The sequence below is a fragment of the Rhizobium sp. Root274 genome (genome assembly GCF_001429245.1).
Classification (GTDB): domain Bacteria; phylum Pseudomonadota; class Alphaproteobacteria; order Rhizobiales; family Rhizobiaceae; genus Allorhizobium.
This window is the reverse complement of the sequence record NZ_LMJE01000001.1, coordinates 809,262-822,466: the sequence shown is the minus strand read 5'-3', so window position 1 is coordinate 822,466 and position 13,205 is coordinate 809,262. Positions and strand designations below refer to the sequence as shown.

Genomic DNA, 13,205 nt, shown 5'->3' with positions numbered 1-13,205 from the left:
GTGAAGGCTCACGCCTCTTCGTCTTGCGCAGCCTTTCCGGACGTCTCGGTAAAATCGGGTGCCTGTACGCCTTCCAGCCAATCCAGATCCGCCTGAAGCGCGCGGCGGCTCTCCTCCTCCATCCTCCGGCAGGTTTCAAGCAGTCGCTCCCCGAAGGCCGTCAGCCCGGCCCCGCCGCCACTCTTCCCGCCGTGGCGGGTCACGATCGACGGCTCCAGAAACATGCGGTTGATTTCGTCGGCGAGCAGCCAGGCCCGCCGATAGGACATGCCCATGGCCGCCCCCGCCGCCCGGATCGAACCGTGTTCGACGATCAGCGCCAGCAGTTGCGCCTTGCCGGGCCCGAGCCGCGCACCATTGGCAAGATCGATCCTGAGCGAAAGGCGAGGGGAGCCGCCCATGGCCTTACCCGATCACCTTGCCGGGGTTCATGATCCCCGCCGGGTCGAAAGCCTGTTTGATCCGTCGCATCAGCTCGGTCTCGATGGCCGGCCGGCTGGCGGCCAGTTCGTCCCGCTTCAGCTGCCCGACACCATGTTCCGCCGAGATCGAGCCGTTGTGGCGGTGCACGACGGCATGCACCACGCCATTCACCTCGCGCCAGCGGGCGATGAAAGCGGCTTTGTCGGCGCCAACGGGCTGGCTGATGTTGTAATGGATATTGCCGTCGCCCAGATGTCCGAAGGCGCAGATGCGGGCATCCGGGATCAGCGCATGCACGGCGGCATCGGCCTCCGCAAGAAACGCGGGGATGCGCGAGATCGGCACGGAGACGTCGTGCTTGATCGACCCACCCTCCGGCTTCTGCGCGTCCGACATGCTTTCGCGCAGGTGCCAGAACGCATCCTGCTGTGCAAGCGAACTGGCAATCGCCGCGTCCGAGACGAGACCGTGTTCGAATGCTTCGGTCAGCAGCGCCTGTATCATCAGATCGGCAGCCTCGGCCGTATCGGAGGTGGAAATGTCGATAAGCGCATACCAGGCATGGACGGAGGCCAGCGGATCGCGCACGCCCGGAATATGTTTCGTCGTGAACTCGATGCCGATCCGCGGCATCAGCTCGAAGCCGGTCAGCGCCGAGCCGCAACGCTGCGACGCCAATTCGAAGAGCGCGAGAGCAGCGTCGGGCGAGGAAAGGCCGGCATAGGCTACCTGCCGCCCGCGCGGCCGCGGATACATCTTCAGGACCGCCCCGGTGATCACGCCGAGCGTTCCCTCCGCCCCGATGAACAGGTCCCGCAGGTCATAGCCGCTATTATCCTTCTTGAGGCGCCTGAGGCCGTCCCAGATCTCGCCCGTCGGCAGAACCACTTCGAGGCCGAGGCAGAGCTGGCGCATGTTGCCATAGGCGAGCACGGCCGTCCCGCCGGCATTCGTCGCCAGATTGCCGCCGATCCGGCAGGAACCCTCGGAGCCGAGCGACAGCGGAAACAGCCGGCCATGCGCCTCCGCCGCCTTTTGTACATCCGCAAGGATCGCGCCACCGTCGGCGATGATCACGTCGGCAACCGGGTCTACCTCCCGGATCTTGTTCATCCGTTCGAGCGAGAGCAGCACATCCTGCCCGCCCTCGCGCGGAACTTGGCCGCCGACGAGGCCGGTGCCGCCGCTCACCGGAACGATCGCCGTACCGGTCTCGGATGCCAGTTTCAGGATCGCTGAGACTTCTGCTGTCGATGCCGGTTTCAGCACCAGCGGCGAAGACCCGTGGTAGAGCCCACGGTTTTCCGTGAGATAGGGCTTGATGTCGGCCTCAAGCACCAGGGCATGGGCCTCGCCAACGATATCGATGAAGGCTCGAAGCAGGCCTTCCTGGCTCCCGCCGAAAGAGGTGGTCGAAACGTTCATGCCTCTTCTCCTTCCGCGCCGCGTGGCGCCGCCGCCCGCACCAGCCGGTCATTGATCGCCTCGCCAAGACCCTGCTCGGGGATCGGCATGACCGCAATGCCGGATGCTCCTGTCGCGTCGGCCTGTTTCAGATAGGCGAAAAGATTGCTCGCCGCTTCCGCAAGGTCACCCGATTGGCTGAGGTTCAGCACCGCCCTGGCTTTCTCTGCTCCTGCGACCGGCTCATGCCCGAAAGCAACCAGCGCTTCGTCGGCATGAACTTCGCTCGCGTTGAGCCGCACGGGCGCCCGCGGCGCATAATGGGACGCCATCATCCCCGGCGCCTCGATCGCAGCTGTCCCTGACGCCTTGAGCCGCTCGACCGAAAGTCCGGTTGCAGCCTCGATCGCTTCGACGGGAACGCCCCCCGGCCTCAGCAGCCGGATGCGGCCGTCCTCCACCTTCAGGATCGTCGATTCCACCCCGACGGGGCATGGGCCGCCATCGACGATGACGTCGATCTTCGCGCCGAGATCGGCGTCGACATGGGCCGCCGTCGTCGGGCTCACCAGTCCGGACGAGTTGGCGCTCGGCGCGGCCAGCGGCCTGCCAAAAGCGCCGATCAGCTTTGCCGGGAAACCGAGCGGCACCCGAATGCCGACGCTGTCCAGCCCGGCGGTCGCCAGCGCATGAATGTTGGAGGTTTCCGAGAGCGGCAGCACCAGCGTCAGCGGCCCGGGCCAGAACACTTCCGCCAGCTTCCGCGAGATCGGGTCGAACACGGCATGACGCTCTGCCATCGCCAGATCCGCCATATGGCAGATCAGCGGATTGAAGCGCGGTCGCCCTTTGGTCTCATAGATCGAGGTGATGGCCGCAGGGTCGGTTGCGTCAGCGGCAAGGCCATAAACGGTCTCGGTCGGAATGGCGACGGGGCGACGGGCGTCGAGCACCGCGATTGCAGCGTCAATCGCTACGTTCGCTCCGCCTTCATCGTCGATGGAAATCACGCGTGCCATGCGCCCGCCTTGCTAGTTGGAAAGTCCGTCCATAGCCCGGACGGGGGGACGGGATCAAACCTCAATTTTCGAAACCAGACTTGGCAGAGGTCGCACCCTATATTTTCAGGGGGGAACGTGATCGTTCAAATTTTACCTACCGGTGTAACCGAAAGAAAGAAGTCTTCTGCTTATTCTGTTTTCAACGAACACAGACTGCCTCAAGACCGGGACGTATCAGATGCAGCAGATGAAGAACCCAGCGGCCAGCATCGCGCTTCGTGTGGCGACCGCAATGCACCAGATGGGCATCGACGGCCTGCCACGCAATTACGAACTGGTCTACGAGGCTTATTCGGGCAGCAATCCGGAACTCGTTCGCGACTTCATCGCCCTCGGCAAGGTCAAGACCCAGGAAGCGCTGGACGAACTCGGCCGCAAATATCTGCCGCATCAGCACGAAGATGGGCTGCTGAGCCGCCAGAACGGTCAGGTCCGCGCCGAGATGAGCAATTTCATCTCGCTGCTCAACGAAGAGAAGATCTCGCTCACTGACTACGGCCGTGTCATCGGCCACGCCTCGCGCACCATTCTCACCGAAGCCGATCTCGAAGGCACGCCGCTTGGCCAGTCCATCAAGATGCTGAAGGCCGCGACCGAAAAGCGTGCCCACCAGAACAGCAATGTCGTGCGCGCCGTCGTCGACAAGACCGCATCGCTCGCAGACATGCAGCGTGAGGCAGAGGAAGCGGAAGCTGCAAAATTTGTCGATCCGCTGACGCGCCTCGCCAGCCGCCGCGCCTTCAACAAGGCCGTGGCCAAGATCTATGCCAATCCGGAAATGCCGGCTCTCTGCGGTGTCGCCATTGGCGAAATCGACGATTACGCCCGCATCCAGGAACAGATGGGCCCGACTGTCGCCGAGCGCCTGTTGATGCAGGTTGGCAAGGTGCTTGAAGCCGTCTCCGGTGGCGGCGATCTCGCCTGCCGCTTTGACGGCGGCCGGTTCGGCCTCCTGCTCTACACCTCGGATCAGGACGAAATCAGCCGCGTCGTCGACCTCGTGCGTGGCAAGCTGAAGGCCAGCGCCTTTGTCGGCTCGAATGGCGGCCGCAGCATGGGGCAGCTGTCGATGTCCTTCGGCATCTGCTTCTCCGAGCAGGCACCCAACGCCTTCGACTTCACCAACTTCGCGGAAAAGGCCCTTGCCACCTCCAAGGCAGCCGGCGGCGACACCGTCACCGTCTACGGTGCCTCCGATTACGTTTCCAAGGACTGGCTGCTCTACAAGAAAAAGCCGGTTGGCGGCTTCGGGGCCTGATCAGGCAGGGCTCGGTCAGAGCTTTGCGATGATCTTTCGAAGCTCCGCATCCCGCGCACCGAGCATCAGCACGTTGCGCAGCGCTTCCTTCGGATCATGCGTGCGAAAGAGCAGCCCGTTGTCGCGGATCGAGCGGTCGATGGTCATGGCCTTCGCTTCTGCTTCGGGCTTCAGAGCCACGGCAAAATACATCCGCGAATAGTTCTGCCGGATCCGCTCGAAGAACGCTTCCTTCTCACCGATTTCGGCAAAGAAATTGGCGATGTAGAAGGCCCAGCGCACATCGGCATATTGAGCAAAATTCGTCCGCGCCGCCGTCACGTGACAGTAGCCCAGATGCGGGCTGTCGGTCAGTGTGCGGTGGAAGATGATCTTGGGAAACTGAATTGACCGGTGAAAGGAGTTGATGCGCGTATGCGTCGTATCGGCTGCCGCTTCCAGCCGCTTGCCTGTCCGCTCCGCCACTTCCTCATAGGTGAGGTAACGCCGCTGCTCCGGCACCCAGTCGTCACGGTGCCGCGAGATGCGCCCGGTCCGCAGAAACTCGGTATGGGCCGCCTTGACGGGGGATACCGTCTTGTCGGTCTTTGATGCCGCGAAATATCTCAGTTTCTGCATTTTGACGCTCTGACGGTGCCCGGCTTCAAGTCTTGAGCTTACCGCAGCATGGTTAATCATCATTTGATGGTATTCTGCGGTACAGAGGTTTCGCGAGGCTTGCCGCACCGCAAATCTCGAAATCTTCCTCCACTCGCTCATTTGCGCCATCGCCCTTGGCGGCACATCTTATCCGTTGCTCCAGTTTGCCGGAATATAACGACAATTTCCGATTTTACCCGGCGGGGAGCGATCGCTGGATATGTCGCAAACGATTTCTGCCGTGTCGTTCCGCAGTGCAGCGCCATCTCAGGCCTTGTGATTAGATGAAGCCAAGCTCGAGGTGCCGCCCAGCTAGGGAGGGCGGGAAATCGGGAAGCCGGTCAAAATCCGGCGCTGCCCCCGCAACGGTGGTGGAGAATGCGCTTCGGCACAAAGCCACTGGGGGAGACCCTGGGAAGGCGCCGGCGCGGTCCAAAATGGACCACTCCAGAGCCCGGAAACCAGCCTCGGGAAACTGATATCAAGGTCGCGGCGGGCGGCCGGGGATAGCCGTGTCCTGCCCATCCCAAGGGGCGGTACCCTGCTGCGCTCCTCATCCGCCGATCAAGCAAAACGAGGACGACATGGACCTGCAGACCACGGCATTGCGCCAGCTGAAGAACCGCCGCGAAGGCTTCAGCCTTGAACAGCCATTCTACATCGATCAGGACTACTTCAAGCTCGACATGGAGACGATCTGGTATCGCGACTGGCTCTTCATGGGCCATGATTGCGAGATCCCGCGCGCCGGCAACTATTTCACCGTCCAGGTCGGCGATTATCCGGTCGTGATCGTGCGCGGCAAGGATCAGGTCATCCGCGCCTTCCACAACACCTGCCGCCATCGCGGCCACCGCGTCTGCACCCAGGACAAGGGCGCATCTGCCAAGCTCGTCTGTCCCTATCACCAGTGGACATACGATCTTGACGGCTCGCTGGTCTTCGCCCGGCAGATGGGCGAGAATTTCGATAAGGCCGATTTCGGCCTGAAGACCGTTCATTGCCAGAGCGTCGCCGGCTACATCTTCATCTGCCTCGCCAACGAAGCCCCGGATTTCGCCCCGGTCCGCGCCTCCATCGAGCCCTACATGGCGCCGCACCGCCTGTCGGAAACCAAGGTCGCCCACAAGACGACGATCATCGAAAAGGGCAACTGGAAGCTCGTCTGGGAAAACAACCGCGAATGCTACCACTGCGCCGGCAACCACCCGGAGCTCTGCCGCACCTATCCGGAAGCCCCCACGGCAACCGGCGTCCAGGGTGCCAAGGATGATCCGTTCATCGCCGAACACTGGGCGCGCTGCGAGGCCGCCGGCCTGCCGTCCGAGTTCAAGATGGACCCGTCAGGCCAGTTCCGCGTCGCCCGCATGCCGCTGATCCAGGATGCCGAAAGCTACACCATGTCCGGCAGGCGCGCGGTGAAGAAGCCGCTCTCCGGCGACGTGCAGATCAGCCATATCGGCACTATGCTGCTCTTCCATTATCCAACCACCTGGAACCACATCCTCGGCGACCATGCGATCTCCTTCCGGGTGCTTCCGATCTCGGCCGAAGAAACGGCCGTCACCACCACCTGGCTGGTTCACAAGGATGCCGTCGAAGGCGTCGACTACGACCTCGACGAACTCACCCATGTCTGGACGATGACCAATGACCAGGACCGCTCGATCGTCGAGGAAAATGCCTTCGGCATCCGCTCGCCGGCCTACGAGCCCGGTCCCTATTCGGTCGATCACGAAGGCGGCGTCATGCAGTTCGTCGAATGGTATTCGAACTTCATGATCGAGCGGTTGCAGGGCGACAAGGCCCGTCTGTCGGCGGTGGCATAAAGATGAACATCGCGGTCAACCCATACCGTCACGTCGATGAGATGCATCCCTGGTCCGACCGGGAGCATCTGCTCGAATGCGTTGCCGTCACGCCGGAAGCGCCGGACGTGATGACCTTCACCTTCAAGCCGAACAAGCCGGGTCTCTGGTTCCGTTACCAGCCCGGCCAGTTCGTCACGCTCGAAATTCCGGCCGCGCCCGAACCGGTGATGCGCACCTACACGCTCTCCTCCAGCCCCTCGCGCCCCTATACGGTCGCAGTCACCGTGAAGGCGCAGGCCGAAAGCATCGGCACCCGCTGGATGTTCGACAACCTGAAGCCCGGCATGGCGCTGAAGGCCTTTGGGCCGCTCGGCGATTTCTCCTATGCCCGCCATCCGGGCAAGAAATACCTCTTCGTCTCGGCGGGATCCGGCATCACGCCGATGATGTCGATGACCCGCGACCTGAGCGACCGGGCACCTGACAGCGACATTACCTTTTTGAACTGCGCCCGTTCGCCCGACGACATCATCTTCCGTTGGGAGCTGGAGGCCAAAGCCCGTGACATGCCGAACTTCCAGCTCGGCTTCATCATCGAGCAGTTGGGCCGCGGCCAACTCTGGTCGGGCCTCAAGGGCCGCATCGACAAGGCGAAAATCGCGCTTCTGGCGCCCGACTTCCTCGAGCGCACCGTCTTCTGCTGCGGCCCGGCGCCCTTCATGGCGACCGTGCGTGAGGCGCTCGAAGGCGCCGGCTTCGACATGAAGAACTATCATGAAGAGGCCTTCCAGCCGATCAAGGCGGAGCCCCTGGTGGTGGTCGCCGATCATGCGGATGGCGAACAGCCGACCAAGGTTAAGTTCGCCATGTCCGGCAAGGACGGCCTCTGCGCCCCCGGTCACACTGTTCTCCAGGCCGCCCGCGCGGCCGGTGTGCGCATTGGCGCTGCCTGCGAATCCGGCCTCTGCGGCACCTGCAAGGTAATGAAATTGTCCGGCGAGGTCGAGATGGACCACAATGGCGGCATTCTCGACGACGAGATCGATGAAGGCTACATCCTCGCCTGCTGTTCGCGGCCGAAGGGCGACATCGAGATCGAGGCTTGAGCGATCCTTAAGCGGGCGTCCTCTCTTCGCCCGCTCACGCCACCGTTTGCCCCGTGTTTCAGGGGCTTGTTCCATGGCCCCTGACGCATTAGCCTTCCATCATTGACGCTTCCCGCGCCCGGCGATCAGCCGGGGCCGGCATCGAACCAGACCATGAGGGTCCGGCGGTGCGGCGGAGGCTCGACAAGGGGAGGGGAATTGCATGAGCAAGATCTGGACCTTCATGGCCGCTGTTTGCGTGACGCTGACCGGCCTTGTCGCCGAAAGCGCACCGGCGAGGGCAGGCGTCGATGTCGTCGTCTACGAACGCTATGAGCGCTACCAGCGCATCACCGTCACGACGCATCACGGCTATCGGCCCTATCGACCGGGCTACGTCTATCACCGAGGCCACTGGTTCTCCGCAGCGTCGATGCGTGCCGGCGTCATCGTCGATCGGCCCATCCTGCCGCATCGGATCATCCGCCCCGTCGGTTTCCATCCGCGCCACTACAGCTGGTGCGCCGACCGCTATCGGTCCTACAACTGGCGCAGCAACACCTTCCAGCCGTATCACGGCCCGCGTCAGCAGTGCTACTCACCCTATTTCTGAGGGCTGAACCAAGATCTCGAAATTTCGCCGGTCACGATCAAGTGTCCGGTGGAACATTGCCCTGTCTTGCCCGTTGACGGGCACTTGCGTCCCGAAGCCGCCCACGGCCCGGTACACGCGGTGCGCGAAGCCAGAATTTTCCATTAATCCTGGGTTCAGGCTGGCGCCGTTAACCTATGTTCAAGATCGGCGCTGGTCGTCACACGGCCAGGCTTGTCTCAAACGCAGACAGGGAGAAAACACCATGAAGACTGTCTTCAAAAACGCCGCCGCTGCAGTCCTGGCCTCGGTGATTGCGCTAACCGGCGTTATCCCGGCCCAGGCTCAGGTGATCCGTCCGGATGCGCCTGTCGCTGCAAGCTCGGATGTCACCTCGGTTCAGTTCCGTCGTGACCGTGACCGTTACGAGGCCCGCCGCTACTGGCGCGGTCATCGCGGCTATCGTGAACGCCGCGCCGGCTACCGTTATCACAATGGCTACTGGTATCCGCTCGCAGCCTTTGCGGCCGGTGCCATCATCGGTGGCGCCATCGCCAATCAGCCGCGCGCCGTCCCGCGCGTCTCGGGCAACCTGAGTGCGAACCACTACCAGTGGTGCCAGAACCGCTATCGTTCCTACGACAGCTATTCGAATACCTTCCAGCCGTATAACGGCCCGCGCCAGCAGTGCGTCTCGCCTTACTACTGATCCCTTGTCAGGGAATGTGATCGCCATCTCAAGCCGCTCGCAGCGCGTCGCTGCGGGCGGTTTTTTCGTGTTCTTTCCGAGACTTTCCTAACGCCGCAATGGCCGCATTAACCATTTGTTAACCAAATCAGCGCTACCTGTTACGTCAACGATTTGTTTACGTAGATGACCAAAGTGCTAACCGAACCACGCTCCATCCGCATCAAGGGCAGATCCTTCCTGGCCGTCGTTCTGACGCCGGATCTGCCGTTCGACGATTGGCTCGTCCGGCTCGATGATCTCGCGGCACGCTCCGCTGGCTTCTTCCTCGGCCGTCCCGTCGTGCTCGACGTGTCGGACCTGGAAATCGACCGGCCACAGATGAAGGCGCTGATCGCCGAACTTGGCAGCCGCAATGTCTCGATCATGGGCATTGAAGGCGGACGTCCCTCGCTGGTCGAGCCGGGCATGCCGCCGATGCTGAAGGGTGGCAAACCGGCGGCCGATTACGAGGTGCCGCGCTCCGAGACGCCGGAATCGGTGAGCGGAAAAAGGACGGAAGCAACGGCGAACCCGCCGGTGGAGAAGACCCCGCCGCAGGTGGTAGTGCAGCAAGCCCAGGTCTCGGCGCCGTCGTTGATCGTGCGGGAAACGGTGCGGTCGGGCCAGTCGGTGATCTACACCCAGGGCGACGTGACGGTCATCGGTTCGGTGCAATCCGGAGCCGAAGTGATCGCGGGCGGCTCTGTTCATATTTACGGCGCGTTGCGCGGCAGGGCGCTCGCCGGTTGCGTTGGCAATGCCGACGCAAGGATCTTCTGTCGTAAGTTCGAATCCGAACTGGTGGCAATCGACGGCGTCTACGCGATGACCGACGATATGGATCCGGAACTGAAAGGGCATCCAGTTCAGCTTTGGCTGGAGGGGGATGCGATCATGACAGAAAGAATGACGTGAACGTGAGCGGGGATAGACAGGAGAACCACATGGGCAAGGTTATAGTCGTGACATCCGGCAAGGGCGGGGTCGGCAAGACCACGTCGACGGCCGCTCTGGGTGCAGCGCTCGCGCAGCGCAATGAAAAGGTCGTCGTTGTCGATTTCGACGTCGGCCTTCGCAATCTCGATCTGGTGATGGGCGCCGAGCGCCGCGTCGTTTACGATCTGGTCAACGTGATCCAGGGCGATGCCAAGCTGCCGCAGGCGCTGATCCGCGACAAGCGGCTCGATACGCTCTTCCTGCTGCCCGCCTCGCAGACCCGCGACAAGGACAACCTGACCGCCGAAGGCGTCGAGCAGGTGATCAACGAGCTGAAGAAGTATTTCGACTGGATCATCTGCGACAGCCCGGCCGGCATCGAACGCGGTGCAACACTCGCCATGCGTCATGCCGACATGGCCGTCGTCGTCACCAACCCGGAAGTCTCTTCGGTCCGCGATTCGGACCGGATCATCGGACTGCTCGATTCCAAGACGCTCAAGGCCGAGCGCGGCGAGCGCATGGAAAAGCATCTGCTGCTGACCCGCTACGACGCCGCCCGCGCCCAGCGTGGTGACATGCTGAAGGTCGACGACGTGCTGGAGATCCTTTCCATCCCGCTGCTCGGCATCATCCCGGAAAGCATGGACGTGCTGCGCGCCTCCAACATTGGCGCTCCGGTGACGCTGGCTGATGCCCGCAGCGCGCCGGCTCTCGCCTATTTCGACGCCGCCCGTCGTCTCGCCGGCGAGACCGTTCCGATCACCATTCCTGGCGAGAAGCGTGGCCTCCTCGACAAGATCTTCGCGCGGAGGGCCGCATGAGCATTTTCTCCCTGTTCCGCAAGCAGCGTTCCGCCCCGATGGCGCGCGAGCGACTGCAGGTCCTGCTCGCCCATGAACGGGCGTCGCTGGAAAGCGATCTGGTGGCCGTCCTGCGTGAGGAAATCCTCGCCGTGATCGCCAAGCATGTCGAGTTCGACCGCGACAAGGTCGAGATCAAGATGGACCGCGACGGCGACGTCTCGATCCTTGAGATCGACGTTGAGATCCCGCTCAACGCCCAGCGCCTCGCCGCCTGAGCAGAGATCGAAACGCCCAGCCATAAAAAAGGCCGCCACCGGAAACCGGTTGGCGGCCTTTTCGTTTGCTGTGCTTGTCGTTCAAGCATGGGGTAGGGCGGTCAGACCACCCCGCCACCATTCCGACGTCAGCCAATCCGGGCGTTGTCGTCCTTCTTGATCGCAACGATCGTCGAACGCGGCAGCTTGCCTTCACCATCCGGAAACGGCGCGTCGGGATGCTGGATACCGACGAAATGGGTCCGCTTGTCGGCCGACCAGGTCTGGCCGGTGACTTCGGCACCCTTCGGTGCCGTGAGGAAGCGTTCGATGCGGCCCGTGACCGGGTCGCCCGCCAGCATCTGGTTGTTGCCCTGGCCGGCAAAATCGCCTTCGTTCGAATCTTCGCCGTCCGTCTGGATCCACAGAAGACCGGTCGAATCAAACATCATGCCGTCAGGCGAGTTGAACATGTTGCCTTCGTTGATGTTCGACGAGCCGGCATAGGGGGTGTCCTTGTGCACGACCGGGTTGCCGGCCATCAGGAACAGGTCCCACTTGAACTTGCCATCGGCATGATCGTCGTTCTCAGGATACCAGCGGACGATCTGACCGTATTCATTGGCCTCGCGCGGGTTGACGGCGTTGAGCTCCAGCACGTCGCCGCCGGCATTGGTCTTCATCTTGCCGTCTTTGAGAACAGCGCGATTGCTGTTGTTGGTCAGGCAGCAATAGGCCTCGATGGCAACCGGATTGGTGGCGACCCATTCCGGGCGGTCCATGGTCGTGGCGCCGACCTTGGAAGCCGCCTGGCGGGTGAAGACGCAGATCTCGTCCATCTTCATGCCAGTTGTCTCTTCCGTCAGTGCCAGCCATTCGCCGGTGCCTTCGTCGGAGAACTTGGCGACATAAAGCGTGCCTTCATCCAGCAGCTTGGAGGTGTCGCCACCCGGCACATAGATGCCGTTGGAGACATATTTGTAGAGGAACTCGCCACGCTCGTCGTCACCCATATAGACAACCACGCGACCGTCACGGGCCACGACCACCGCAGCGTTTTCATGCTTGATGCGACCGAGTGCCGTGCGCTTGATCGGCGTGGAGGAGGCGTCCGACGGATCAATCTCGACGACGTAACCGGCGCGCCGCGGCTCGTTCGGATTCTTCGCGACGTCGAAGCGCTCGTCGAACTTCTCGTAGCCATAGCGGGTTTCGGCCACGATGCCGTAGCGCTTGTAGTCGTCGGGCATCTTGAACTCGGCATTGGTGGTGCCGAAGTAGCCGTTGAAGTTTTCTTCGCAGGTGAGGTAGGTGCCCCACGGCGTCTTGCCGGCGCCGCAATTATTGAAGGTCCCGAGACAGTCGACACCATTGGGATCGGCAGCCGTCTTGACGAGGTCAGAGCCGGCAGCCGGGCCGGACAGCTTCATTGGCGTGTTGTGGTGGATGCGGCGGTTGTACTTGCTGTCGACGACGATCTGCCAGCCGCTCTCACCCTCGGCCACTTCCATGACGGTCACACCCTGCATGTGCTGCAGGACCTTCACGTCATCAAGGCTCTTCGGCATGCCCTTTTCATTGTGGGGCAGGTTGGTCTCGTTGTTCACATATTCATGGTTGACGGCAATCACCTGGGCGCTGCCGATCACGAACAGCTCCATGCCGTCGGTGTTTTCGCCGAACACCTTGTCGGAATTCTCCAGCGACACACCATTCACCGGGTCGATGTCGGAGGCGGTGGAAAACAGCGGCTGGCCCCACTTGGCAAGCGGCTCCCAGCGATAGCCTTCCGGCACATGCACGGTGTTGTCGGTGGAAACAGGCACCGGCTTGAACGGGAAGCGCGAGCCGGCCTCCTGCGCCTGGGCAGAGGTCGAGCTCATCAGATTGCCGAGCGTGCCCATGGCAGCCGCAGCCGACCCAAGAGCCAGAACGCCACCGAGGAAACCACGGCGGGACACGGCGCGTTCGACGACGCGATCGAAATCGGTCACGGCCGGCGGTGGATTGTGCAGCTCGTCCCATTCGTCCCAGGAGAGATGATTGGTGTTGGTCTCGGTCATGGCAGAGCCTCCTTTGGGTTGAAGTCCACCCCCGACTAGCCAGCCTGGGTAACAGTCATGTGACGATTCTCGGTTCGAAACCACCCTGTGCGACGTATGCGTGGACGGGCGGTCGGCCCGTTCTGAGAGAATTGTCTCGACAC

At 62.4% G+C, this 13,205-nt stretch carries 13 protein-coding genes and 1 riboswitch; of the genes, 8 read left to right on the top strand and 5 right to left on the bottom strand.

Annotation, left to right across the window (positions count from 1 at the left end; genetic code table 11):
• Window positions 1-8: 8 nt before the first annotated feature.
• The 3 genes from ASE36_RS04240 to ASE36_RS04230 are packed head-to-tail and all read right to left on the bottom strand — an operon-like array spanning window position 9 to window position 2,846.
• Entirely contained in the window at window positions 9-401 is a 393-nt protein-coding gene (locus ASE36_RS04240; protein WP_062275867.1) for a winged helix-turn-helix domain-containing protein, read from the bottom strand.
• A 4-nt stretch (window positions 402-405) separates the two neighbouring features.
• Window positions 406-1,848: an FAD-binding oxidoreductase gene (locus ASE36_RS04235; RefSeq protein ID WP_062275865.1), complete on the bottom strand. Its 1,443-nt coding sequence runs from the start codon at window positions 1,846-1,848 to the stop codon at window positions 406-408.
• Window positions 1,845-2,846 (bottom strand): L-threonylcarbamoyladenylate synthase, encoded by a 1,002-nt coding sequence (locus tag ASE36_RS04230; RefSeq protein ID WP_062275864.1) that lies wholly within the window; start codon window positions 2,844-2,846, stop codon window positions 1,845-1,847. The genes ASE36_RS04235 and ASE36_RS04230 overlap by 4 nt, the downstream gene beginning before the upstream one ends.
• Before the next feature lie 220 nt (window positions 2,847-3,066).
• Here ASE36_RS04230 and ASE36_RS04225 point away from each other — a divergent pair, with 220 nt between their 5' ends.
• Complete coding sequence (locus ASE36_RS04225) at window positions 3,067-4,146, top strand: GGDEF domain-containing protein (RefSeq protein WP_062275862.1); 1,080 nt, start codon at window positions 3,067-3,069, stop codon at window positions 4,144-4,146.
• 15 nt (window positions 4,147-4,161) lie between these two features.
• Here ASE36_RS04225 and ASE36_RS04220 read toward each other — a convergent pair whose 3' ends face one another.
• The gene (locus ASE36_RS04220; RefSeq protein ID WP_062275860.1) at window positions 4,162-4,764 is read right to left on the bottom strand and encodes a DUF6656 family protein; all 603 of its coding nucleotides are present in this window, start codon (window positions 4,762-4,764) and stop codon (window positions 4,162-4,164) included.
• Window positions 4,765-5,067: 303 nt separating this feature from the next.
• Window positions 5,068-5,270, top strand: a riboswitch (cobalamin riboswitch).
• A gap of 99 nt (window positions 5,271-5,369) precedes the next feature.
• On the opposite strand from ASE36_RS04220, the gene ASE36_RS04215 reads away from it, so the two are divergent.
• From ASE36_RS04215 to minE, 7 genes are all read left to right on the top strand, one after another.
• Window positions 5,370-6,614, top strand: coding sequence for an aromatic ring-hydroxylating oxygenase subunit alpha (locus ASE36_RS04215; RefSeq protein ID WP_062275858.1), 1,245 nt, complete (start codon window positions 5,370-5,372; stop codon window positions 6,612-6,614).
• A 2-nt stretch (window positions 6,615-6,616) separates the two neighbouring features.
• Complete coding sequence (locus ASE36_RS04210; protein WP_062275856.1) at window positions 6,617-7,702, top strand: hybrid-cluster NAD(P)-dependent oxidoreductase; 1,086 nt, start codon at window positions 6,617-6,619, stop codon at window positions 7,700-7,702.
• Between the two features lie 202 nt (window positions 7,703-7,904).
• Window positions 7,905-8,294 carry a BA14K family protein gene (locus ASE36_RS04205; RefSeq protein WP_062275855.1) on the top strand — a complete coding sequence of 130 codons (390 nt, stop codon included), beginning with the start codon at window positions 7,905-7,907 and terminating at the stop codon, window positions 8,292-8,294.
• A 244-nt stretch (window positions 8,295-8,538) separates the two neighbouring features.
• Entirely contained in the window at window positions 8,539-8,982 is a 444-nt protein-coding gene (locus ASE36_RS04200) for a BA14K family protein (RefSeq protein WP_062275853.1), read from the top strand.
• A gap of 165 nt (window positions 8,983-9,147) precedes the next feature.
• Window positions 9,148-9,918: a septum site-determining protein MinC gene (minC, locus tag ASE36_RS04195; RefSeq protein WP_062275852.1), complete on the top strand. Its 771-nt coding sequence runs from the start codon at window positions 9,148-9,150 to the stop codon at window positions 9,916-9,918.
• Window positions 9,919-9,947: 29 nt separating this feature from the next.
• Entirely contained in the window at window positions 9,948-10,763 is an 816-nt protein-coding gene (minD, locus tag ASE36_RS04190; RefSeq protein WP_062275850.1) for a septum site-determining protein MinD, read from the top strand.
• Window positions 10,760-11,020 (top strand): cell division topological specificity factor MinE, encoded by a 261-nt coding sequence (minE, locus tag ASE36_RS04185; protein ID WP_062275848.1) that lies wholly within the window; start codon window positions 10,760-10,762, stop codon window positions 11,018-11,020. The genes minD and minE overlap by 4 nt, the downstream gene beginning before the upstream one ends.
• 128 nt (window positions 11,021-11,148) lie before the next feature.
• On the opposite strand, the gene ASE36_RS04180 is transcribed toward minE, so the two are convergent.
• Window positions 11,149-13,062 (bottom strand): PhoX family protein, encoded by a 1,914-nt coding sequence (locus tag ASE36_RS04180; protein WP_062275846.1) that lies wholly within the window; start codon window positions 13,060-13,062, stop codon window positions 11,149-11,151.
• Between the last annotated feature and the right edge of the window lie 143 nt (window positions 13,063-13,205).